General features: G+C 70.3%; 16 protein-coding genes. 15 read left to right on the top strand and 1 reads right to left on the bottom strand.

The genetic code is table 11. The features are described 5' to 3' along the window. The first annotated feature begins 50 nt into the window (after positions 1 to 50). Positions 51 to 731, top strand: coding sequence for an ATP-dependent Clp protease proteolytic subunit (locus ACZ60T_RS22330; protein ID WP_365619179.1), 681 nt, complete (start codon positions 51 to 53; stop codon positions 729 to 731). Positions 732 to 925: 194 nt separating this feature from the next. Then, positions 926 to 2,212 carry an ATP-dependent Clp protease ATP-binding subunit ClpX gene (gene clpX / locus ACZ60T_RS22325; RefSeq protein WP_469667440.1) on the top strand — a complete coding sequence of 429 codons (1,287 nt, stop codon included), beginning with the start codon at positions 926 to 928 and terminating at the stop codon, positions 2,210 to 2,212. Positions 2,213 to 2,286: 74 nt separating this feature from the next. On the opposite strand, the gene ACZ60T_RS22320 is transcribed toward clpX, so the two are convergent. Beyond that, positions 2,287 to 3,309, bottom strand: coding sequence for a hypothetical protein (locus ACZ60T_RS22320; RefSeq protein ID WP_469667439.1), 1,023 nt, complete (start codon positions 3,307 to 3,309; stop codon positions 2,287 to 2,289). A 137-nt stretch (positions 3,310 to 3,446) separates the two neighbouring features. Here ACZ60T_RS22320 and ACZ60T_RS22315 point away from each other — a divergent pair, with 137 nt between their 5' ends. From ACZ60T_RS22315 to ACZ60T_RS22255, 13 genes are all read left to right on the top strand, one after another. Then, complete coding sequence (locus ACZ60T_RS22315; protein ID WP_469667437.1) at positions 3,447 to 6,071, top strand: valine--tRNA ligase; 2,625 nt, start codon at positions 3,447 to 3,449, stop codon at positions 6,069 to 6,071. A gap of 73 nt (positions 6,072 to 6,144) precedes the next feature. Beyond that, complete coding sequence (gene folC, locus ACZ60T_RS22310; RefSeq protein ID WP_365619190.1) at positions 6,145 to 7,653, top strand: bifunctional tetrahydrofolate synthase/dihydrofolate synthase; 1,509 nt, start codon at positions 6,145 to 6,147, stop codon at positions 7,651 to 7,653. 6 nt (positions 7,654 to 7,659) lie between these two features. Beyond that, the gene (locus ACZ60T_RS22305; RefSeq protein ID WP_365619193.1) at positions 7,660 to 8,010 is read left to right on the top strand and encodes a DUF4233 domain-containing protein; all 351 of its coding nucleotides are present in this window, start codon (positions 7,660 to 7,662) and stop codon (positions 8,008 to 8,010) included. A gap of 117 nt (positions 8,011 to 8,127) precedes the next feature. Continuing rightward, positions 8,128 to 8,541, top strand: coding sequence for a nucleoside-diphosphate kinase (gene ndk, locus ACZ60T_RS22300; RefSeq protein ID WP_365619196.1), 414 nt, complete (start codon positions 8,128 to 8,130; stop codon positions 8,539 to 8,541). Between the two features lie 339 nt (positions 8,542 to 8,880). Beyond that, positions 8,881 to 9,900: a rod shape-determining protein gene (locus ACZ60T_RS22295; RefSeq protein ID WP_265568118.1), complete on the top strand. Its 1,020-nt coding sequence runs from the start codon at positions 8,881 to 8,883 to the stop codon at positions 9,898 to 9,900. Positions 9,901 to 10,122: 222 nt separating this feature from the next. After that, on the top strand, positions 10,123 to 11,070 hold the full coding sequence (gene mreC, locus ACZ60T_RS22290; protein WP_365619200.1) for a rod shape-determining protein MreC: 948 nt from the start codon (positions 10,123 to 10,125) through the stop codon (positions 11,068 to 11,070). A gap of 13 nt (positions 11,071 to 11,083) precedes the next feature. Further along, a complete protein-coding gene (gene mreD / locus ACZ60T_RS22285; protein WP_365619203.1) occupies positions 11,084 to 11,755 on the top strand; it encodes a rod shape-determining protein MreD in 672 nt (223 codons plus the stop codon). Beyond that, positions 11,752 to 14,013 carry a penicillin-binding protein 2 gene (gene mrdA, locus ACZ60T_RS22280; protein WP_365619206.1) on the top strand — a complete coding sequence of 754 codons (2,262 nt, stop codon included), beginning with the start codon at positions 11,752 to 11,754 and terminating at the stop codon, positions 14,011 to 14,013. The genes mreD and mrdA overlap by 4 nt, the downstream gene beginning before the upstream one ends. Then, the gene (rodA, locus tag ACZ60T_RS22275) at positions 14,010 to 15,209 is read left to right on the top strand and encodes a rod shape-determining protein RodA (protein WP_365619209.1); all 1,200 of its coding nucleotides are present in this window, start codon (positions 14,010 to 14,012) and stop codon (positions 15,207 to 15,209) included. The genes mrdA and rodA overlap by 4 nt, the downstream gene beginning before the upstream one ends. Before the next feature lie 60 nt (positions 15,210 to 15,269). Further along, positions 15,270 to 16,793: a CYTH and CHAD domain-containing protein gene (locus ACZ60T_RS22270; protein WP_469667434.1), complete on the top strand. Its 1,524-nt coding sequence runs from the start codon at positions 15,270 to 15,272 to the stop codon at positions 16,791 to 16,793. A gap of 33 nt (positions 16,794 to 16,826) precedes the next feature. Further along, positions 16,827 to 18,752 carry a TIGR03960 family B12-binding radical SAM protein gene (locus ACZ60T_RS22265; RefSeq protein ID WP_365619215.1) on the top strand — a complete coding sequence of 642 codons (1,926 nt, stop codon included), beginning with the start codon at positions 16,827 to 16,829 and terminating at the stop codon, positions 18,750 to 18,752. Positions 18,753 to 18,892: 140 nt separating this feature from the next. Then, on the top strand, positions 18,893 to 19,678 hold the full coding sequence (locus ACZ60T_RS22260; RefSeq protein WP_365619217.1) for a TIGR03936 family radical SAM-associated protein: 786 nt from the start codon (positions 18,893 to 18,895) through the stop codon (positions 19,676 to 19,678). A 259-nt stretch (positions 19,679 to 19,937) separates the two neighbouring features. Beyond that, positions 19,938 to 23,753 carry an Rne/Rng family ribonuclease gene (locus ACZ60T_RS22255; protein WP_469667432.1) on the top strand — a complete coding sequence of 1,272 codons (3,816 nt, stop codon included), beginning with the start codon at positions 19,938 to 19,940 and terminating at the stop codon, positions 23,751 to 23,753. Positions 23,754 to 23,927 lie beyond the last annotated feature (174 nt).

Genomic DNA, 23,927 nt, shown 5'->3' with positions numbered 1-23,927 from the left:
AGCGCCCCGCAAGCCCCAAGCCACCGCCTCAGCCCTTATCAGGAGATATCGTGAACGACTTTCCCGGCAGCGGCCTCTACGCCCGTGCGCGCGCCGAGTACACGGCCCCGGTGGCCGAGTCCCGCTACGTCATCCCGCGCTTCGTGGAGCGCACCTCGCAGGGCGTGCGTGAGTACGACCCGTACGCGAAGCTCTTCGAGGAGCGCGTGATCTTCCTCGGCGTCCAGATCGACGACGCCTCGGCCAACGACGTCATGGCGCAGCTCCTGTGCCTGGAGTCGATGGACCCCGACCGTGACATCTCGGTCTACATCAACAGCCCCGGCGGCTCCTTCACGGCGCTCACGGCCATCTACGACACGATGCAGTTCGTGAAGCCGGACATCCAGACGGTCTGCATGGGCCAGGCCGCCTCGGCCGCCGCGGTGCTGCTGGCCGCGGGCACCCCGGGCAAGCGCATGGCGCTCCCGAACGCCCGTGTGCTGATCCACCAGCCCTACAGCGAGACCGGCCGCGGTCAGGTCTCGGACCTGGAGATCGCCGCCAACGAAATCCTGCGGATGCGCTCGCAGCTCGAGGAGATGCTGGCCAAGCACTCCAACCAGTCGATCGAGAAGGTCCGCGAGGACATCGAGCGTGACAAGATCCTCACCGCCGAGGAGGCGCTGGAGTACGGCCTCATCGACCAGATCGTCTCGACCCGGAAGATGAACAACACCTCGGTCCGCTGACCCGCATCACGTGATGCGTCGGCCGGGCCTGTATCGTCTGCGCTCCCCCCGGGCACGGTTCGACACGGCGCACCTCTCGGTGAACCGTGCCGAGGGGGGCCCGAACGGGGGGCTCGGCAAGGTACCGTCGGACATAAGGCAGGACCAGGAGCCGCTGGATCCAAGGCGTCTCCCAGGCGAAGGGGAAGCACACCGTGGCACGCATCGGTGACGGCGGCGATCTGCTCAAGTGCTCGTTCTGCGGCAAGAGCCAGAAGCAGGTCAAGAAGCTCATCGCAGGCCCCGGTGTGTACATCTGCGACGAGTGCATCGACCTCTGCAACGAGATCATCGAGGAAGAGCTGGCGGAGACCAGCGAGGTGCGCTGGGAGGAACTCCCCAAGCCTCGCGAGATCTACGAGTTCCTCGAGGGGTACGTGGTCGGCCAGGAGGCCGCCAAGAAGGCCCTCTCCGTCGCGGTGTACAACCACTACAAGCGGGTCCAGGCCGGGGAGAACGGCGGCGCCCAAGGCCGTGACGACGCCATCGAGTTGGCGAAGTCCAACATCCTGCTGCTGGGCCCCACGGGCTCCGGCAAGACGCTGCTCGCGCAGACCCTGGCGCGCATGCTCAACGTCCCCTTCGCCATCGCCGACGCGACGGCGTTGACGGAGGCGGGCTATGTGGGCGAGGACGTCGAGAACATCCTCCTGAAGCTCATCCAGGCCGCCGACTACGACGTCAAGAAGGCCGAGACGGGCATCATCTACATCGACGAGATCGACAAGGTGGCCCGCAAGAGCGAGAACCCCTCGATCACGCGCGACGTCTCGGGCGAGGGTGTCCAGCAGGCGTTGCTGAAGATCCTCGAGGGCACCACCGCCTCGGTCCCGCCGCAGGGCGGACGCAAGCACCCGCACCAGGAGTTCATCCAGATCGACACGACGAACGTCCTGTTCATCGTGGGCGGCGCGTTCGCGGGCCTGGAGAAGATCATCGAGTCGCGGGCGGGCGCGAAGGGCATCGGCTTCGGCGCCACCATCCGCTCCAAGCGCGAGCTGGAGTCGAAGGACCAGTTCCAGGACGTGATGCCCGAGGACCTCGTGAAGTTCGGCATGATCCCGGAGTTCATCGGCCGCCTCCCGGTCATCACCTCGGTGCACAACCTCGACCGCGAGGCGCTCCTCCAGATCCTCGTCGAGCCGCGCAACGCGCTGGTGAAGCAGTACCAGCGCCTCTTCGAACTCGACGGTGTGGAACTGGACTTCGAGCGCGAGGCGCTGGAGGCGATCGCGGACCAGGCGATCCTGCGCCAGACCGGAGCCCGCGGCCTGCGCGCCATCATGGAGGAGGTCCTCCAGGCGGTGATGTACGAGGTCCCGTCCCGCAAGGACGTGGCCCGCGTGGTCATCACGGCGGACGTGGTCCTCTCGAACGTCAACCCGACCCTGATCCCGCGCGACGCGCGGGGGCGCGGCCCGGGGGAGCAGAAGACGGCGTAACTGCAGCGCCAGGCAAGGCAATGGGAGAGGGGCCCCGGTCACCGGGGCCCCTCTCCCATGTCACGCGTTGGGTGTTACGCCTTGACGCGAACTTCCTTGCGGAACTTGGCGGTGATGTCGGCCGTGCTCTGCAGGTCGGCACTCTTGCCGGACATGGCGTCGGCCGCGTCCATGTGGACGACCCATCCGACCGTGCTGTGGTCACCCCAGATGCACACAGGCACGTGGACCTCGCTCGGGCCCTTGGCAGCGCCGCTCGACGATCCCGACTTGATCAACATCTCCTGGCACTTGAGGACTGCACCGTCGAGGCCGCTCGGCTTGTAGGTCTGCGGGCTACCGACGACTGTGCCTTCGTCGCCCTTCGCGGCGTTCTTCTTGGCCTCGGCGAACAACTCGTCGACGACCTTCTCCGGGTCGGAGATCTCGCCGTAGACACCCTGGAACTGCAGCAACTTCATGGCCATGGGGTTGGACTCGTCCCCTGCCTGGTAGCTGGCGTGCACTTCCTTCGCGTTCTTCACGCCATGCTTCTCGGCGTCCTTGAGGTCGCTGCTGCTCAAGCCGCCGCCGTCGTCACTCTCGGTGTCGCTCTTCTTGTACTGACCGTCGAGAACCGTGGCCGGCGTCGTCAGCTTGTGCGGGCCGTCGTCCGCCACGGAGCTGCCGCCACCCCCGCCGATCAGGAAGTACGCACCCACCGCGATCGCCGCGACGACCGCGACCCCGCTGATGATCAGGGCCGTCTTCTTCTTGCCGCCACCGGCGGCCGGGGGCGGCGGCGGTACGGTGCCGTAGGGCGGCTGCTGGCCGTACTGCGGCTGCTGCTGGCCGTACGGGTTGGGCTGGGGCGGCATGCCCTGCGGGGGCTGCGGCTGGCCGTAAGGGTTCTGCTGCGGCGGGACGCCCTGCGCCGGTGGCTGCTGCGGGTAGCCGTAGCCGGGTTGCGGCTGGGGCGGCGGGGGCTGCTGGGGGTATCCGTAGCCGGGCTGGGGAGCCTGCGGCTGCTGGCCGTACGGCCCAGGCTGCCCCGGCTGACCGTACGGTCCGGGCTGCTGGGGCTGCCCGCCGTACGGGCCCGGCTGGTTGTGGCTCATTACTTGGGTTCCCCTCCAAGGTGCTTATACGTTCATGACATCCTTTCGCAGAAATGGCGCGCGCACGTCATCGGGGGGCCACCGTTACCAAACAATCGCGTTTCGGGACCTGGCCGGGACACCTCTAAACTGGGCCCGTGACCGACAACGCTCAGCAGCAGCCAACCGCGCCCCCCACCGAACTGCCGACCCAGTACGCGCCGGCCGACGTAGAGGGGCCGCTGTACGAGCGCTGGGTAGAGCGGGGCTACTTCGACGCCGACGAGAAGAGCGACAAGCCGCCCTTCACCGTCGTCATCCCGCCGCCGAACGTCACCGGCAGCCTGCACCTCGGGCACGCCTTCGAGCACACCCTCATCGACGCCCTCACCCGCCGCAAGCGCATGCAGGGCTACGAGACGCTGTGGCAGCCCGGCATGGACCACGCCGGTATCGCCACGCAGAACGTCGTCGAGCGGGAGCTGGCCAAGGAAGGCAAGTCGCGCCACGACCTGGGCCGTGAGGACTTCGTCCAGCGCGTCTGGCAGTGGAAGTCCGAGTCCGGCGGGCAGATCTCCGGCCAGATGCGGCGCCTGGGAGACGGCGTCGCCTGGTCGCGTGAGCGCTTCACGATGGACGAGGGCCTCTCGCAGGCCGTCCAGACCATCTTCAAGCGGCTCCACGACGACGAACTCATCTACCGCGCCGAGCGCATCATCAACTGGTGCCCGCGCTGCCTGACCGCCATCTCCGACATCGAGGTGGAGTACCAGGACGACGACGGCGAGCTGGTCTCCATCCGCTACGGCGAGGGCGACACCTCGATCGTCGTCGCCACCACCCGCGCGGAGACCATGCTCGGCGACACCGCCATCGCGGTGCACCCGGACGACGAGCGCTACCGCCACATGGTCGGCACCGAGATCGAACTGCCGCTGACCGGCCGCCGCATCCCCGTGGTCGCCGACGCCCATGTCGACCCCGAGTTCGGCACGGGCGCCGTCAAGGTCACCCCGGCCCACGACCCGAACGACTTCGAGATCGGGCAGCGCCACGACCTCCCCTCCGTCGCCGTCATGGACGAGCACGCGGTGATCACCACCCACGGCCCCTTCCAGGGTCTGGACCGCCTGGAGGCCCGCTCCGCCATCGTCGCCGCCCTGCGCGCCGAGGGCCGGATCGTCGCCGAGAAGCGGCCCTACGTCCACTCGGTGGGCCACTGCTCCCGCTGCAAGACCACCATCGAGCCGCGGCTGTCCATGCAGTGGTGGGTCAAGGTCGGACCGCTCGCCAAGGCCGCCGGTGACGCGGTCCGCGACGGCAAGGTCAAGATCCACCCGCAGGAGATGGAGAAGCGGTACTTCGACTGGGTCGACAACCTCCACGACTGGTGCATCTCGCGGCAGTTGTGGTGGGGCCACCGCATCCCCGTCTGGTACGGCCCGAACGGCGAGGTCGTCTGCGTCGGACCGAACGAGGAACCGCCGACCGGCGAGGGCTGGCACCAGGACACCGACGTCCTCGACACCTGGTTCTCCTCCGGCCTGTGGCCGTTCTCCACGCTCGGCTGGCCCGAACAGACCGAGAGCCTCGCGAAGTTCTACCCGAACTCCGTCCTGGTCACCGGCTACGACATCCTCTTCTTCTGGGTCGCCCGGATGATGATGTTCGGCCTGTACGCGATGGACGGCACCCCGCCGTTCCACACCGTCGCCCTGCACGGCATGGTCCGCGACCAGTTCGGCAAGAAGATGTCGAAGTCCTTCGGCAACGCGGTCAACCCGCTGGACTGGATGGACAAGTACGGCTCGGACGCGCTGCGCTTCACGCTGGCGCGCGGTGCCAACCCGGGCGTCGACGTCCCGATCGGCGAGGACTGGGTCCAGGGCTCCCGTAACTTCGCCAACAAGATCTGGAACGCCACCCGCTTCGCGCTGATGAACGGCGCGACGGTCGAGGGCCCGCTGCCGGACGCGTCGAAGATGTCCGCGACCGACCGCTGGATCCTGTCCCGGCTGAACACGGTCGTGGCCGAAGTCGACGCGTACTACGACGACTTCCAGTTCGCCAAGCTGTCCGACGCCCTCTTCCACTTCGCGTGGGACGAGGTCTTCGACTGGTACGTCGAGCTGTCGAAGACGACGTTCCAGGCGGGCGGCGAGGCGGCCGAGGTCAGCCAGCGCGTCCTCGGTGAGGTGCTCGACGTCACCCTGAAGCTGCTGCACCCGATCGTGCCGTTCGTCACGGAGACGCTGTGGACCACGCTGACCGGTGGTGAGTCCCTCGTCATCGCCGACTGGCCGCAGGACAGTGGCTTCCGCGACGCGACGGCCGAGCGTGAGATCGAGACCCTCCAGTCGGTCATCACCGAGGTCCGCCGCTTCCGCGCCGACCAGGGCCTCCAGCCCGGCCAGCGCGTCCCGGCCCGGCTGACCCTCGAGGGCACGGCGCTCGCTCCGCACGAGGCGGCCATCCGTCAACTGCTGCGCCTCCAGCCGGAAGGCGAGGGCTTCACGGCGACGGCGACCCTGCCGGTCTCGGGCGCCACGGTCGCCCTCGACCTGTCGGGCACGATCGACGTGGCGGCCGAGCGCAAGCGGCTGACCAAGGACCTGGGCGCCGCACAGAAGGAGCGGCAGCAGGCCGAGGCCAAGCTCGGCAACGAGGCCTTCCTCGCGAAGGCCCCGGACCACGTCGTGGAGAAGATCCGCACGCGGCTCGCGAAGGCCGACGAGGACATCACGCGCATCGAGAACCAGCTCGCCAAGCTCCCGGCGAACTGATCCACCAGCGCTCCCGCGGGCCCGACGCCACACAGGCGCCGGGCCCGCGGCCGTGTTACGTAGACTGGCCCTCGTGAGTGACCTGCCCCCGCGCGACCCCAACGAGAGCGACCCCTTCGAGCAGATCGTCGCGGACGAGACAACCCGTGACCCGGATCTCGCCGTGATCGAGGCCGGCAGCCGCACCCTGCGTACCCAGGGCGGCCCGCCCCAGGCCGACGTGCCCACGCGGCCCACCGACCCCGAGGTCGACAAGGCGCTCCGCGTGGTCGAGGCCGAGCTGGCCACCCGCTGGGGCGAGACCAAGCTGGAACCGTCCGTCCGCCGTATCTCGGCCCTGATGGACGTGCTGGGCGAGCCGCAGCGGGCGTACCCCTCGATCCACATCACGGGCACCAACGGCAAGACGTCCACCGCCCGCATGATCGAGGCCCTCCTCGGCGCCTTCGACCTGCGCACCGGCCGCTACACGAGCCCGCATGTGCAGTCGATCACCGAGCGCATCAGCCTGGACGGCGCCCCCATCTCCGCCGAGCGCTTCATCGAGACGTACGACGACATCAAGCCGTACGTCGAGATGGTCGACGCCCAGCAGGAGTACCGGCTCTCCTTCTTCGAGGTGCTCACGGGCATGGCGTACGCGGCCTTCGCGGACGCGCCCGTCGACGTCGCCGTCGTCGAGGTCGGCATGGGCGGAAGCTGGGACGCCACGAACGTCATCGACGGCGACGTCGCCGTCATCGCCCCCATCGACCTCGACCACACCGACCGGCTCGGCGGCACGCCCGGTGAGATCGCCCAGGAGAAGGGCGGCATCATCAAGCAGGACGCCACGGTGATCCTCGCCCAGCAGCCGGTCGACGCGGCCCAGGTGCTGCTGAAGAAGGCCGTGGAGGTGGACGCCACCGTGGCCCGCGAGGGCCTGGAGTTCGGCGTCGTCTCCCGGCAGGTGGCGGTCGGCGGCCAGCTCCTGACCCTGCGCGGCCTCGGCGGCGAGTACCCCGAGGTCTATCTGCCGCTGCACGGCGCCTACCAGGCGCACAACGCGGCCGTGGCGCTCGCCGCGGTCGAGGCGTTCTTCGGCGTCGGCTCCCAGCGCCCCGAGCCGCTGGACGGCGACACGGTCCGCAAGGCCTTCGCGACGGTGTCGTCCCCCGGCCGCCTGGAGGTCGTACGGCGCTCCCCGACCGTCGTCCTGGACGCCGCGCACAACCCCGCGGGCGCCCGTGCCACCGCCGACGCCGTGACCGAGGCGTTCGACTTCAGCCGCCTGATCGGTGTCGTCGGCGTGAGCGGCGACAAGAACGCGCGCGGCCTGCTGGAGGCGTTCGAGCCGCTGTGCGCCGAGGTCGTCATCACCCAGAACTCCAGCCACCGCGCGATGGACGTGGACGAACTGGCCGCGATCGCCGTCGAGGTCTTCGGCGAGGACCGCGTCCAGGTCGAGCCCCGGCTGCCCGACGCGCTGGAGGCCGCGATCACCCTCGCCGAGGAGGAGGGGGAGTACGCGGGCGCAGGCGTCCTCGTCACCGGTTCCGTCGTCACGGTCGGCGAGGCCCGACTGCTCCTGGGAAGGGGCTGACATCCCGTGCGTACGCTCTGCGCTTCGACCCTGATCGGTGAGTTCTTCGTCATCGGCTTCGCCGGACTGGTCGCGATGAAGGACCCCGATCTGTCCATGACCACCGTCTGGACGGTCAGCGGCGTCGCCATGGCGCTCAGCATCCTGCTGTGCGGCATGCTCACCCGCCCCGGCGGCGTCCAGCTCGGCTGGGCCCTGCAGATCGCGCTGATCGCCTCGGGGTTCTTCGTGACGACGATGTTCTTCCTCGGCGCGGTCTTCGCGGCCCTGTGGTGGGCGTCCGTGCACTACGGCAGGAAGATCGACGAGGCGAAGGCACGGTTCGCCGCGCGCGCCGACGAGGGCAGCACCGCCTGAGTCCGGCCCGGGGTGCGCGCACCCCGAAGCGGAGAACTTGACGCTGCGTAACGTTCACCACAGCCTGCCCTGTAGCCTCTACGCACCGCACAACCGTGACCGTAAGGAGCCACCCCCGTGACCCAGCGCACCCTCGTCCTCCTCAAGCCCGACGCCGTTCGTCGTGGTCTGATCGGCGAGATCATCAGCCGTATCGAGCGCAAGGCCGGCTGGACCATCAGCGCGCTGGAGCTGCGTTCCCTGGACCAGGACACGCTGGAGCAGCACTACGGCGAGCACAAGGGCAAGCCCTTCTACGAGCCGCTGGTCGAGTTCATGTCCTCCGGCCCGGTCGTCGCGCTCGTGGTCGAGGGCGAGCGGGTCATCGAGGGCGTGCGCGCGCTCGCCGGTCCGACCGACCCGATCGCCGCCGCGCCCGGCTCCATCCGCGGCGACTTCGGCGTGATCGTGCGGGAGAACCTGATCCACGCCTCCGACTCCGAGGAGTCCGCCGAGCGCGAGCTGAAGCTCTTCTTCCCCGGCCGCTTCTGAGCACACGATCACACCGCGCTGAACTCGTTCGGTGCATGGCTTCTGAGGGGTCGTCACATCACTCGGAAGCCTGAACGGGAGCGATCGCGGCACGCGACCCCGAAATCCCGGCCGTCCTCGGCATATGCGTGCCGTTCGGGGGAACGGCTACCCCCGAACGATCGTCTCCTGGAGCGAGGAGGCCCGTGATCTGCTGACAATGGCAGCGACCCTCGCACTGTGCGCGTGCGGGCGAGACTACGATGGAAGCCTTCGCGTCACAGCACCCACTCCGCCGCCCCGACAGAGCTGCCCACAGCTTTGCCCGGGAAGGCCAGACGAATCCTGATGGGGAACTCAATGTCGTTCATCGGCCGTGACATGGCTGTCGACCTCGGGACCGCCAACACGCTGGTGTACGTCAGGGGTCGCGGGATCGTACTCAACGAGCCGTCCGTCGTCGCGATCAACACCAACACCGGTGGCATCCTCGCGGTCGGCGCGGAAGCGAAGAAGATGATCGGCCGGACCCCCGGCAACATCGTGGCCGTGCGCCCGCTGAAGGACGGCGTGATCGCCGACTTCGAGATCACCGAGCGGATGCTCCGCTACTTCATCCTGAAGATCCACAAGCGGCGGTATCTGGCTCGTCCGCGGGTCGTCGTCTGTGTGCCCTCGGGCATCACGGGCGTCGAGCGCCGCGCCGTGATCGAGGCGTCGTCCCAGGCCGGTGCCCGCCAGGTGCACATCATCGAGGAACCGATGGCCGCGGCCATCGGCTCCGGCCTGCCGGTCCACGAGGCCACGGGCAACATGGTGGTGGACATCGGCGGCGGCACCACGGAGGTCGCGGTCATCTCGCTCGGCGGCATCGTCACCGCCCAGTCCATCCGCGTCGCGGGCGACGAACTGGACAACGCCATCATCCAGCACGTCAAGAAGGAGTACTCGCTCCTCCTCGGCGAGCGGACGGCCGAACAGATCAAGATCACGATCGGTTCCGCGTACGACCTCGACGCCGACGAGCACACCGAGATCCGCGGCCGGGACCTGGTCTCCGGGCTGCCCAAGACCGTGGTCATCTCGGCGGCCGAGGTCCGCAAGGCCATCGAGGAACCGGTCAACGCGATCGTGGACGCGGTCAAGACGACCCTCGACAAGTGCCCGCCGGAGCTGTCCGGCGACGTCATGGACCGGGGCATCGTCCTCACCGGCGGCGGCGCCCTGCTGCGCGGCCTCGACGAGCGGCTGCGCCGCGAGACCGGGATGCCGATCCATATCGCCGAGGACCCGCTGGACAGCGTGGCGCTGGGGTCCGGCAAGTGTGTCGAGGAGTTCGAGGCACTCCAGCAGGTACTGGACGCCCAGCCCCGCCGATGACACCCCGCAGCGATCCCGCCGTACGAGACGAACTCCCCTCGTGCGGCGGATCGTTGATATAGAGGCATAAGCTCCCCCATAGCACCCCCATAACACCCCCCGGAATCCCGCCCACCGGGTTGTGCCCCGCCAGGTATGGCCCGCCGGGTTCCTACCCACCGGGCATCGCGGACCCCGGGGCCCGCCCCACACATTCCGACGAGGAAGGCACGGCCGCCGCACGTGAGGGACACACGAGAGAGCCGGCTGCTCCTGGTGCTGCTGATCGCCATCGCGTTCGCACTGATCACGGTGGACATCCGCGGCGGTCAGGACTCACCGGTCGAAGGTGCCCGCCAGGCCGCCGCCACGGTCTTCGGCCCGATCGAGAACGGGGTGTCGTCCGCCGTCGACCCCGTGGGCAACGCGGTCGACGCCGTACGCGACTCGGGCAGCAGGCACGATCGCATCGCCCAGCTCGAACGCGCCAACGCGACGCTGAAGGCGAAGCTGGGCAGCGACGACCGCAACCGCAGCCGCGTCAGACAACTCGACAAGATGATCCGGGTCGCCGGCGAGGGCCAGTACGGGATCAAGGGCGCCCAGGTCATCGCCATAGGAGCGGCCCAGGGCTTCTCCTGGACCGTCACCATCGACCTGGGCGCGAGCGACGGCATCAAGCGCGACATGACCGTCCTCAACGGCGACGGCCTCGTCGGCCGCGTCACCACCGTCGGCCCCAGCACCTCCACCGTGCTCCTGGCCAACGACCCGGACTTCACCGTCGGCACCCGCATGGAGAACAGCGACGAACTCGGCTTCGCCTCCGGACAGGGCGACCGCGCGCTGCGCGTCCAACTCCTCAACGCCAAGGCCGATGTGAAGAAGGGCAACCGCCTCGTCACCTTCGGCTCGGAGGCCGACAAGCCCTTCGTGCCCGGCGTCCCGGTCGGTGTGGTCTCCCGGGTCGACCCCTCCGGCGGTGACCTGACCCGCACGATCTATGTGAAGCCGTTCGTCTCCTTCAGCAAGCTCGATGTCGTCGGCGTCGTCGTCCAGGCACCGAAGAAGGACCCGCGCGACACGGTCCTGCCCCCGAAGCCCCAGCCGACGCCGACGCCGACCGTGACGGTCACCGTCACCCCCTCGACCGCCGCGTACGAAGAAGACGGCGAGCCGTCGGACTACTAGGAGCCGAAACCAGATGCGCCTCAACCGGATTCTGCTCGCCACGCCCCTGGTGATCGTCGCCCTCGTGATCCAGGTGAGCGTGCTCGCCCGCCTCCATCTCCCCGGCGCCGTCCCCGATCTGGTGCTGCTGACCGTCGTCGCCCTCGCCCTGGTCTACGGGCATGTCGGCGGCAGCCTCATCGGCTTCGGCGCCGGTCTGCTCTCCGACCTCGCCCCGCCCGCCGACCACGCCGCCGGCCGCTACGCCCTCGTGCTCTGCGTCATCGGCTACCTCGCCGGGCTCGCCCGGCCCGAGAACGGCCGCCCCAAGTCCGCGACCGGCCCGATGGCCGTCGTGGTCGCCGCCGCGATCGGCTCGACCCTGCTGTACGCGAGCGTGGGCGCCCTCGTCGGGGACACCGCCGCCCGCCATGTGGGCCTGGGCGGCCTGCTGTTCACGGCCGCGGTGTACGACCTGCTGCTCGCGCCCTTCGTGGTCCCCGGGCTGATGGCGCTGGCCCGCAAGGTCGACAACGACCCCCTCGCCGAGACCGGCGGTTCCGCCAAGGCGGCCGACGTCGCCTCCGGCTGGCTCTCCTCCGGCACCGGGCTGAGCCTCGGCGGCCGACGCGGCGGACTGCGCGTCAAGGCGGCCAAGGCGCGGGTGGCGCGCGCGGGCCGCATCAAGGGGGTCAAGCGGCTGTGACCAACCTTCCCGAGACCGGACGCACGCCTCGCGTCAAGATCCGCCTCGTCGTCGTCCAGATCCTCGTCCTCTCCCTCCTCGGCACCCTCGGTGGCCGTCTCTGGTACCTCCAGATCCGCAACGGCGCGCAGTACGCCAAGGAGGCCTCCGGCAACCACGTCCAGCAGGTCGTCCAGCCCGCCGTGCGCGGCGAGATCCTGGACGCGCGCGGTGTCCCGCTCGCCGACAACGAGACCCGGCTCGTGGTCTCCGCGTCCCGCACCGACCTGCTGAAGATGAAGGACGACGGCAAGGACGTCCTCACCCGGCTGGCGGGCATCCTCGGCATGAAGCCCCAGGACGTCCTGGACAAGGTCCGCCTCTGCGACGCCAAGACGCCCCAGCCCTGCTGGAACGGCTCCCCGTACCAGCCCATCCCCATCACCGACGAGGCCACCCCCCGCCAGGCGCTCCAACTGCGCGAGCGCTCCGAGGACTTCCCCGGTATCACCGCCGAGCCCGAGGCTGTCCGCCGCTATCCGAGCCCCGGCGAGGCCAACACCGCCCAGGTCCTCGGCTATCTCTCGCCGGTCACGGACAAGGAGATCCAGCAGGCCAAGGACACGGAGTCGCCGTACATGCGCTCCGACCAGGTCGGCCGCTCCGGTCTCGAGCACCAGTACGACCGGGTGCTGCGCGGCAAGGCGGGGGTCACCCGCTACGAGGTCGACAACCTCGGCCGGGTCATCGGCAAGGCCAGGAGCGATGCCGCCGAGCCCGGCTCCAACCTGGTCACCAGCATCGACGCCCGCGTCCAGCGGGTCGCCGAGTACGAGCTGAACGAGGCGATGAAGGCCGCCCGGGGCCAGTTCGACAAGATCACCGGCAAGAACTACAAGGCCGACTCCGGTGCCGTCGTCGTGATGGAGGCCAAGACCGGCCGTGTCGTCGCCATGGCCTCCAACCCGGCCTACGACCCGAACGTCTGGGTCGGCGGCATCTCCGCCAAGGACTACGGGAAGCTCACCGGCAAGAAGTCCGACTACCCGCTGCTGAACCGGGCCATCCAGGGCCTGTCGGCGCCCGGCTCCACCTTCAAGGTGGTCTCCACCGCCGCCGCCATCGAGGCCGGGTACGAGTTCGACGGCGACTACCCCTGCACCAGCGAGTACACGGTCGGCAACCAGGTCTTCAAGAACTTCGAAGGGGAGAACTTCGGTCCGATCTCGATCGGCCGGGCCCTGGAGGTCTCCTGCGACACCGTCTTCTACGGCCTCGCGGACAACGAGTGGAAGAAGGACGGCGGGCTCCACCCCAAGAAGGGGCAGCCCAAGGACTACTTCTTCAAGGCCGCCCACCAGTTCGGACTCGGTAAGACCACCGGGATCGACCTGCCGAACGAGGTCTCCGGCCGCGTCCCCGACCGCCAGTGGAAGCAGCGCTACTGGGCGGCGAACAAGGACGACTGGTGCAAGACCGGCAAGAAGGACGGCGACTACGTCGAGCAGATCGCCTACGAGAACTGCATCGAGGGCAACAAGATGCGCGAGGGTGACGCGATCAACTACTCCATCGGGCAGGGCGACACCCTGGTGACCCCGATCCAGGAGGCCGTCATCTACTCGGCCATCGCCAACGGCGGCACGCTGTGGAACCCCAGCATCGGCAAGGCCGTCGTCAGCCCCGACGGCAAGCAGATCAGCGAGATCAAGCCCAGGTCGCACGGGCGGCTGCCGATCGACAAGAAGACGCGGGACGTCATGGAGGAGGCCCTCGCGGGCGTCGTCACCCGCGGTACCGCCGCCTGGAAGTTCGGCGGCTGGCCGCAGGACAAGATCCCGCTGCACGCCAAGACCGGTACCGCCGAGGTCTACGGCAAGCAGACGACGTCCTGGCTGTCCACGTACTCCAAGGACTACGCGGTCATCATGACCATCTCCCAGGCCGGTACGGGTTCGGGCGCCTCCGGTGAGGCCATCCACAACATCTACAACGCCCTGTACGGCGTGCAGAAGGACGGCTCGATCGACAAGAAGAAGGCCCTGCTGTACACCCCGCAGCGGGACCTGCCCAAGATCCAGCCCGACGGCACGATCGTGGCCCCGAAGATCGAGAAGTACGACCCGGGTGCCCAGCAGGCCGCCGAACAGGCCGACCAGCAGGGCGGGCAGGACACGCCCGCGGACGACCCGGCGGCCACCGTGCCCCCGTCGAACGACAACGACCGCACCCGCAGGCGCGCGCACCGCCCGCGGAAGAGGCGGAGGATCCTCACGTGACCGGCGCGAACAACTTCTCCGTCTCCGGGTACGGCCCGGAGCGGGCCAACTGGACCCGGGTCTTCGCCCGGGACGGCCTCGCCCGCCGCCTCGACTGGCCGATACTGCTGTCGGCCGTGGCCCTGTCCATGATCGGCGCCGCCCTCGTCTACTCGGCCACCCGGGGCCGTACCGAGATCAACCACGGTGACCCGTACTACTTCCTCGTACGGCATCTCATGAACGTCGGCATCGGCTTCGCCATGATGGTCGGCACGATCTGGCTCGGCCATCACACCCTGCGCAACGTCGTACCGATCCTTTACGGCCTCTCGCTGGTCGGCGTGCTGCTGGTGCTCACCCCGCTCGGCGCGACCATCAACGGCAACCGCAACTGGCTCGTCTTCGGCGGCGGGTTCTCTCTCCAGCCCTCCGAGTTCACGAAGATCACCATCATCCTGGGCATGGCGATGCTGCTCGCCGCCCGGGTCGACGCGGGGGACAAGGAGTACCCCGACCACCGGACCGTGGCCCAGGCCCTCGGGCTGGCCGCCATTCCGATGGCGATCGTGATGCTCATGCCCGACCTCGGCTCGGTCATGGTCATGGTGATCACGATGCTGGGCGTGCTGCTCGCCTCCGGCGCCTCCAACCGCTGGATCTTCGGCCTGCTCGGCGCGGGCGCCGTGGGCGCGATCGCCGTCTGGCAACTGCACATCCTGGACGAGTACCAGATCAACCGCTTCGCCGCCTTCGCCAACCCCAGCCTCGACCCCTCCGGCGTCGGCTACAACACCAGCCAGGCGCGCATCGCGATCGGCTCCGGCGGGCTGACCGGCTCGGGCCTCTTCCACGGCTCGCAGACGACCGGTCAGTTCGTCCCCGAGCAGCAGACCGACTTCGTCTTCTCGGTCGCGGGTGAGGAACTCGGCTTCGTCGGCGCGGGCCTGATCATCGTGCTCCTCGGCGTCGTCCTGTGGCGCGCCTGCCGTATCGCCCGGGAGACCACCGAGCTGTACGGCACGATCGTCGCGGCCGGGATCATCGCCTGGTTCGCCTTCCAGGCCTTCGAGAACATCGGGATGACGCTCGGCATCATGCCGGTCGCCGGTCTGCCCCTGCCGTTCGTGTCGTACGGCGGCTCGTCCATGTTCGCCGTCTGGATCGCGGTGGGCCTGCTCCAGTCGATCCGGGTGCAACGACCGATGTCGGCGTAGGGGGCGCCGGGAGGCGCAGGACGGGGTGAACGTCGCCCGCGGGGGCACTAGATTCGGTGCATGGCGGACACCAAGCGGGAGATCGAGCGGAAGTACGAGGCCGCGGCCGAGGACGAGCTGCCCGAACTGACCGGTGTCGGCGGGGTCGAAGCCGTCACCGACCAGGGCGTCGCCGTCCTCGACGCCACCTACTACGACACGGCCGACCTGCGGCTCGCCCGCGCGGCGCTGACCCTGCGCCGCCGCACCGGAGGCGACGACGCGGGGTGGCATCTCAAGCTGCCGGTCGCCGACGACGTCCGCGACGAGATCCGCGCCCCGCTCTCCGACACCGTGCCCCCGGCCCTGCTCGGCCTCGTCCGCTCCCGGGTCCGGGACGCCCCGCTCGTCCCCCTCGTACGGCTGCGCTCCGAGCGGGACGTGCGCCATCTCCTCGACGCCGACGGCGCCCTGCTCGCCGAGGTCAGCCTCGACCGCGTCCACGCGGAACGCCTCGACGGCGGCTCCGGCACCGCCGCCTGGACCGAGATCGAGGTCGAGCTGGCCGACGACGGCGACCCCGTCTTCCTCGACCGGGTCGACAAGGCGCTCCGCAGGGCCGGTGTGCGCCGCTCCTCGGCCCCGTCCAAGCTGGCCAGGGCGCTCGCGGAGACGGGCGGGGGCGCCGCGCCCGCCGCCCCGCCGCGCAAGCCGGTCACCGCGGGCGACCATGTCCTCGCCTATGTCCGCGCCCAGCGCGACGCCATCGTGGAACTGGACCCCGCGGTCCGCCGGGACGTCTTCGACTCCGTGCACTCCCTGCGCGTCGCCACCCGCCGACTGCGCGGCACCCTCCGCTCCTACGGCACGGTCCTGGACCGCACCGTCACCGCCCCGATCGCCGGCGAACTGAAGTGGCTGGCCGGTGAGCTGGGCGCGGACCGTGACCGCGAGGTGCTGACGGAGCGTCTGACCACGGCCCTGTCCGAGCTGCCGTACCACCTGGTCGTCGGCCCCGTGAGGGCGCGCCTCGGCACCTGGTCGGACGCCCGGCGCGGCGGCACCCGGGGCCGCCTGACCGCCGCCCTGGACAGCGAGCGCTGTCGGGCGCTGCTGGACACGCTGGACGCCCTGGTCGAGGACCCGCCGTCGCGCGAGGCCGCCGCCCGCAAGCCGTCGAAGGTGCTCGGGAAGGCCGTACGCAAAGACTTCGGCAAGCTCTCCGCCCTGGTGGGCCGGGCCCTGGATCTGCCGCCGGGGCACGACCGCGACGTCGCGCTGCACGAGGCCCGCAAGAAGGCCAAGCGCACCCGCTACGCGACCGAGGCCGCCGCGCCCGCGCTCGGCAGACCGGCCGAGGCCCTGGTCAAGGCGCTGAAGTCCGTACAGACCCTGCTCGGCGACCACCAGGACAGCGTCATGGCCCGCGGCGCCCTGCGCGAACTGGCGGCCGAGGCGCGCGCGGCGGGGGAGGACACCTTCACCTATGGCGTGCTGTACGGGCGCGAGGAGCAGCGGGCCGCCGCGTACGAGGCGGCGCTCCCGACCGCGTGGCAGGCGGCCGTGAACCAGGGAGAAGAGCTGCTGCGCAGCCGCTACGCTTGAGAGTCCCGCTGTCAGCTCACGAAGGTCCGCACGATGCCTGCCGAGTCCGTCTTCCCTCAGCTTGAGGCACTGCTGCCACACGTGCAGAAGCCGATCCAGTACGTAGGCGGTGAGCTGAACTCGACCGTCAAAGCATGGGACGAGTGCGACGTGCGCTGGGCGCTCATGTACCCCGACGCGTACGAGGTCGGCCTGCCCAACCAGGGCGTCATGATCCTCTACGAGGTCCTGAACGAACGGCAGGGCGTCCTCGCCGAGCGCACCTACAGCGTGTGGCCGGACCTCGAGGCGCTGATGCGGGAGCATGACGTCCCGCAGTTCACGGTGGACAGCCACCGCCCGGTGAAGGCCTTCGACGTCTTCGGCCTGTCCTTCTCCACCGAGCTGGGCTACACGAACATGCTGACGGCCCTGGACCTGGCGGGCATCCCGCTGGAGGCCAAGGACCGCACGCTGGACGACCCGATCGTCCTCGCGGGCGGCCACGCGGCCTTCAACCCCGAGCCCATCGCGGACTTCATCGACTGCGCGGTCATCGGCGACGGTGAGCAGGCGGTCCTGGAGATCACCGAGATCATCCGCGCCTGGAAGGCGGAGGGCCGTCCCGGCGGCCGCGAGGAACTGCTGTTCCGCCTCGCGAAGACGGGCGGGGTCTACGTCCCGGGCTTCTACGACGTCGAGTACCTCCCCGACGGCCGTATCGGCCGGGTCGTCCCCAACCGGTCGGGCGTGCCGTGGCGCGTGTCGAAGCACACGGTCATGGACCTGGACGAGTGGCCCTACCCCAAGCAGCCCCTCGTGCCGCTGGCGGAGACGGTCCACGAGCGCATGTCCGTGGAGATCTTCCGCGGCTGCACACGCGGCTGCCGCTTCTGCCAGGCGGGCATGATCACCCGCCCGGTGCGCGAGCGCTCCATCACGGGCATCGGCGACATGGTCGACAAGGGCCTGAAGGCGACCGGCTTCGAGGAGGTGGGCCTGCTCTCGTTGTCGTCCGCGGACCACTCCGAGATCGGTGACATCGCCAAGGGCCTCGCGGACCGCTACACGGAGGACAAGATCGGCCTCTCGCTGCCGTCGACCCGTGTGGACGCCTTCAACATCGACCTCGCCGACGAGCTGACCCGGAACGGCCGTCGCTCCGGTCTCACCTTCGCCCCCGAGGGCGGTTCGGAGCGCATCCGCAAGGTCATCAACAAGATGGTCTCGGAAGACGACCTGATCAGGACCGTCGCGACGGCCTACGGCAACGGCTGGCGCCAGGTGAAGCTGTACTTCATGTGCGGCCTGCCCACGGAGACCGACGACGACGTCCTCCAGATCGCCGACATGGCGACGCGCGTGATCCAGAAGGGCCGTGAGGTCTCGGGCTCCAACGACATCCGCTGCACGGTCTCCATCGGCGGCTTCGTCCCCAAGCCCCACACCCCCTTCCAGTGGGCGCCCCAGCTCTCCTCCGAGGAGACGGACGCCCGCCTGGAGAAGCTCCGTGACAAGATCCGCGGCGACAAGAAGTACGGCCGCTCGATCGGCTTCCGCTACCACGACGGCAAGCCGGGCATCGTCGAGGGCCTGCTCTCGCGCGGTGACCGCCGGATCGGCGCGGTGATCCGCGCGGTCTACGAGGACGGTGGCCGCTTCGACGGCTGGCGTGAGCACTTCTCCTACGACCGCTGGATGAACTGCGCGGACAAGGCCCTGCCCCCGCAGGGCGTGGACGTCGACTGGTACACGACCCGCGAGCGCGGCTACGAGGAGGTCCTGCCCTGGGACCACCTGGACTCCGGCCTCGACAAGGACTGGCTCTGGGAGGACTGGCAGGACGCCCTGGACGAGAGCGAGGTCGAGGACTGCCGCTGGACGCCGTGCTTCGACTGTGGCGTCTGTCCTGCCATGGACACGAGTATCCAGATCGGTCCGACCGGCAAGAAGCTGCTCCCGCTGACGGTCAAGCAGTAGCCGACCGAGCGTTCGCGAAGTAGCTGACGGAACCCGACGCCGCCGCGGCACGTACTCTTGGTAGCAGTACGACCGCTCTCACGAAGGACTGAACGACACTGGGCAAGCGACAGCCCGAAGGCCCGCCGCCCGCACCCGCGGTGCAGCGCATCCGACTGCGCTACACCAAGCGTGGCCGCCTCCGGTTCACCAGCCACCGTGATTTCCAGCGCGCCTTCGAGCGTGCGTTGCGCCGTGCCGAGGTGCCGATGGCGTACTCGGCGGGGTTCACGCCGCACCCGAAGGTGTCGTACGCCAATGCCGCACCCACCGGCACGGGCAGTGAGGCGGAGTACCTGGAGATCGCGCTCACCGAGGCGCGTGACCCGGACCGGCTGCGTGAGCTGCTCGACGCGTCGCTGCCCGCCGGGCTCGACATCGTCGACGCGGTCGAGGCCCGTACCTCGGGGCTCGCCGACCGGCTCACGGCATCGGTGTGGGAGCTGCGCCTGGACGGCGTGGACCCCGCGGACGCCGAGCGTGCCGTGGCCGCCTTCACGGCCGCCGACACCGTCGAGGTCCAGCGCAGGACCAAGAACGGCATGCGTACCTTCGACGCCCGTCCGGCCGTCGCTGACCTCGCCGCCCGTGAGGGTGCGGAGGCGGAGAGTTCGCAGGCTGATAGGCCGACCGACCGGCCCTGTGCGATACTGCGGCTGGTTGTTCGGCACGTGACGCCTGCCGTACGACCCGACGACGTCCTGTCCGGTCTTCGCGCCGTGGCCGACCTGGCGCCGCCGGTCCCCGCAGCGGTGACCAGGCTGGCGCAGGGGCTGTTCGATGAAGAGACCGGCGCGGTGACCGACCCGCTCGCGCCCGACCGCGAGGCAGCGGCGACCGAGCCGGCAACGGCCACCGCCACTGCCGCCGCGAAGGCGCCGGTGTAAGGAAGGCCGCTCAAGGACGGACGTCGTAGCGCCGCCCTCGTACTCGGGAGCCACCTGGGTCGGGCAGCGCACCGACCAGAAGACTTTCGCCAGGCCGTACGTACATGGCGTACGGAACCGGCGAGACAGGACTACAGAAAGCTCCCGTGCGGCGCCCGCGCCCCGGACGGCGGCACCGCGCAGCGCGCGAGCCGCGGACGTCACCGGCCAAGGCCGGACCAGGCGCGGCGCCCGGGAGCCTGACGGGAGAAACGCCCGCATGCTCGAACCGACCGAGCCCATCAAGGGTTCCGAACACAACACCCCCAGCGACACCCTGCCTCCGCGTCGCCGCCGCCGTGCCGCGTCGCGTCCGGCGGGCCCGCCGACGGTCGCCGCCGATGCCGCGACGACCGAGGTCGTGACCGCGGTGGCGCCTGCCATACCGGCCACGGAGATCGCCGGGGCCGAGAGCGAAGAGAAGGCTCCCGCGGCCGAGGAGGCGGCGCCGCGTCGTGCGCGCCGTCGGGCCACGCGGAAGGTGACGTCGCCGACCGAGGCCGCTGTGGCCGTCGAGGAGACCGAGGCGCCTGCCGAAGCCCCTGCCGCTGAGGAAGAAGCCTCTGCTGCCGAGGAGGCGGCACCGCGTCGTGCGCGCCGTCGGGCCACTCGCAAGGTGACGTCGCCGGTCGACGCCCCGGTGGAGGCCGAGGCGCCCGCCGAAGCCGAAGCCCCTGCCGCTGAGGAAGAAGCCTCTGCCGCTGATGAGGCCGCTCCCCGCCGTACGCGTCGTCGTGCCACCCGCAAGGTGACCTCGCCGACCGAGGCCGAGGTGGAGGCCGAGGCCTCTGCGGCCGTCGAGGCGCCGGAGGAGACCGAGGCCCCTGCCGAGGCTCCTGCCGCTGAGGAAGCCGCTCCGCGCCGCTCCCGCCGCCGCGCCACCCGCAAGGTGTCCGCGCCCGCCGAAGAGGCCGCTGCGGTCGAGGCCGTCGAGGCTGCCGAGGTTCCCGCCCCCGTGGCCGCCGCGCCGGAGGTGGAGCCGGTCGTCGAGGAGGCCGCTCCGCGCCGCTCCCGCCGTCGTGCCACCCGTAAGGCCGCCGGTGGCTTCTCCGAGCCCGCGCAGCCCACCACCGCCGAGGCCGCGCAGCGCCCCGCGCGTCCCGCCGTGCCCACGTTCCAGGCGCCGGTGTTCGCCGCGCCCATGTTCCAGACCCCGGAGCGGGCCGCCGCTGCCGCCGCCGCTGCTGCCGAGGTCGCCGAGGTCGTCGAGCAGGTGGAGGTCGCCGAGGAGGAGACCGCCGGTACGCGCCGCCGCCGTCGTCGTCGTGACGAGGAGCCCGTGGCCGTGACGCCCGAGACCACCGAAGAGGTGGCCGAGGCCGAGGAGCCGGAGGAGTCCGCCGAGACCGAGGACACCGAGGAGGCGGGCGAGGCCGGTTCGCGCCGTCGCCGTCGCCGCGGTGGCCGTCGCCGTCGTCGTGGTGAGGCCGCCGAGGGCGAGTCCGCGGAGACCGAGGACGTCGCCGCCGAGCAGGCCGCGCAGGACGCCGAGGACACCGCCGAGCAGGTGGAAGAGGACGTCGAGGAGGCGGAGGAGGAGCGCGACGACGAGTCGTCCTCCAGCGCCACCAGCCGTCGCCGCCGTCGGCGCCGCCGCCGGGCCGGTGACACGGCCGTCGAGGCCGAGCCGTCCTCCGACGACCCGGAGCGCACGGTCGTCAAGGTCCGCGAGCCCCGCAAGAAGGAAGAGCGGGACAGCGCCGACGAGGTGCAGTCCATCAAGGGCTCCACGCGCCTGGAGGCCAAGAAGCAGCGCCGCCGGGAAGGCCGCGAGCAGGGCCGCCGCCGCGTCCCGATCATCACCGAGGCCGAGTTCCTGGCCCGCCGCGAGGCCGTCGAGCGCGTGATGGTCGTCCGCGAGAGCGGCGAGCGCACGCAGATCGGCGTCCTGGAGGACGGCGTGCTCGTCGAGCACTACGTCAACAAGGAGCAGTCGACCTCGTACGTCGGCAACGTCTACCTCGGCAAGGTGCAGAACGTCCTGCCGTCGATGGAGGCCGCCTTCATCGACATCGGCAAGGGCCGCAACGCCGTGCTGTACGCGGGCGAGGTCAACTTCGAGGCGCTGGGGATGGCGAACGGCCCGCGCCGTATCGAGTCCGCGCTGAAGTCCGGGCAGTCCGTGCTCGTCCAGGTCACCAAGGACCCGATCGGACACAAGGGCGCCCGGCTGACCAGCCAGGTCTCCCTGCCCGGCCGCTACCTGGTCTACGTGCCCGAGGGCTCGATGACCGGCATCAGCCGCAAGCTGCCCGACACCGAGCGGGCCCGGCTGAAGACCATCCTCAAGAAGATCGTCCCCGAGAACGCGGGCGTCATCGTGCGCACCGCCGCCGAGGGCGCGAGCGAGGACGAGCTGCGCCGGGACGTCGAGCGGCTCCAGGCGCAGTGGGAGGAGATCCAGAAGAAGTCGAAGAGCGGTGGCGCGCCGACGCTGCTGTACGGCGAGCCGGACATGACCGTCCGCGTGGTCCGCGACATCTTCAACGAGGACTTCTCCAAGGTCCTGGTGAGCGGCGACGAGGCCTGGCAGACCATCCACGGGTACGTCTCGCACGTGGCGCCCGACCTGGCCGGCCGGCTCCAGAAGTGGACGAGCGAGGTCGACGCCTTCGCGACGTACCGGATCGACGAGCAGCTCGCCAAGGCGCTGGACCGCAAGGTGTGGCTGCCCAGTGGCGGGTCGCTGGTGATCGACCGGACCGAGGCGATGGTCGTCATCGACGTCAACACCGGCAAGTTCACCGGTCAGGGCGGCAACCTCGAGGAGACCGTCACCAGGAACAACCTGGAGGCGGCCGAGGAGATCGTCCGCCAGCTCCGGCTGCGCGACCTCGGCGGCATCATCGTCATCGACTTCATCGACATGGTGCTGGAGTCCAACCGGGACCTGGTGCTGCGGCGCCTGCTGGAGTGCCTGGGCCGGGACCGTACGAAGCACCAGGTCGCCGAGGTGACCTCGCTGGGCCTCGTCCAGATGACGCGCAAGCGCGTCGGACAGGGCCTGCTGGAGTCCTTCTCCGAGTCCTGCGTCCACTGCAACGGCCGTGGTGTGATCGTGCACCTGGACCAGGCCGCCACGACCGGTGGTGGCGGCAAGCGCAAGAAGCGCGGTCGGGGCGGCGCCGCCGAGCCCGAGACGCACGAGGCCGTGGTCACGGAGGTCGAGGAGACGGCCGTGGCCGCACCGGCCGTCGAGACCGAGGCCGAGGTGGTCGCCGAGGCCGCGGCTCCGGTCGCGCTGCCCGAACCGGCGTTCGCGCCCGACGAGGAGCTGTACAGCAGCGTCGCCGAGGCCGAGGCCGCCGCTTCCCGCGGCCGTTCGCGGCGCCGGGCGACCCGGCGGGCGTCGGCCCCGGCGGGTGCGCCGCGGACCGAGGAGCGTGCCCCGAAGTCCCGTAAGGACGAGCGGGCGGCGAAGGCGCAGAAGGCCGCGGAGGCGCAGCCGGTGGCGACGGAGGACCCGGTCGTCGAGGCACCCGCGCCTGCCGCGCCGGTCGAGGCCGAGGCCGCCCCCAAGGGCCGTACGCGCCGCCGGGCGACCCGTAGCGTGTCGGCACCGGTCGGTTCGGACGCGGAGGCCGTGGTGACGGTCGCCGAGCCCGCGCCGCAGGCTCCGGCCGAGCCGGCCCCGGCCCCCGCGCCCGTCGAGGACGCGGCCCCGGCCCGTCCGCGCCGCCGTGCCGTCCGCAAGGCCACCGCGCCCACCTCGTCCGAGGCCACCGCGGTCGTGGTCGTCCCGTCGACGACGGAGGCCCCCGCGGAGCCCGAGGCCGAAGCTCCGGCCCCCGCCAAGAAGGCGACGCGCAAGACCGCCGCCAAGAAGACCACGGCGAAGAAGGCCGCGACCAAGAAGGCGACGGCGAAGAAGGCCACCGCCGAGAAGACGGCAGCCAAGAAGACCGCCGCCAAGAAGACCGCCGCCAAGAAGACCGCCGCGAAGAAGACGACGGCCAAGAAGGCGACGGCGAAGAAGACGGCGGCCAAGAAGACGGCGAAGAAGGAACCGACCGTTCCGGCCACACCCGAGGCCTGACCCGTCCCCGGCACCTGAGAACGCCGCGAGCGAAGAAGCGCGGGACACCGACGAACTGGTCGGTGTCCCGCGCTTCATATCTTTGCTGGTAGCGTGACGCCGGTTTCAGCCACCGACGACGTGTGGCCTCCCGTTCGCAAGAACCTTCTAGGGGTGGGGTGTTCTGCGCTGCGG

Source organism: Streptomyces sp. NPDC104371 (assembly GCF_055583785.1).
This window is presented reverse-complemented; position numbering and strand designations above follow the sequence as displayed.

What these genes read in the sequence shown, in the direction of transcription:
- ACZ60T_RS22320 (WP_469667439.1), bottom strand. Translation starts at nt 3,309, where the DNA reads ATGAGCCACAACCAGCCGGGCCCGTACGGCGGGCAGCCCCAGCAGCCC.
- ACZ60T_RS22295 (WP_265568118.1), top strand. Translation starts at nt 8,881, where the DNA reads ATGTCGTTCATCGGCCGTGACATGGCTGTCGACCTCGGGACCGCCAAC.
- mreD (WP_365619203.1), top strand. Translation starts at nt 11,084, where the DNA reads ATGCGCCTCAACCGGATTCTGCTCGCCACGCCCCTGGTGATCGTCGCC.
- ACZ60T_RS22270 (WP_469667434.1), top strand. Translation starts at nt 15,270, where the DNA reads ATGGCGGACACCAAGCGGGAGATCGAGCGGAAGTACGAGGCCGCGGCC.
- ACZ60T_RS22265 (WP_365619215.1), top strand. Translation starts at nt 16,827, where the DNA reads ATGCCTGCCGAGTCCGTCTTCCCTCAGCTTGAGGCACTGCTGCCACAC.
- ACZ60T_RS22255 (WP_469667432.1), top strand. Translation starts at nt 19,938, where the DNA reads ATGCTCGAACCGACCGAGCCCATCAAGGGTTCCGAACACAACACCCCC.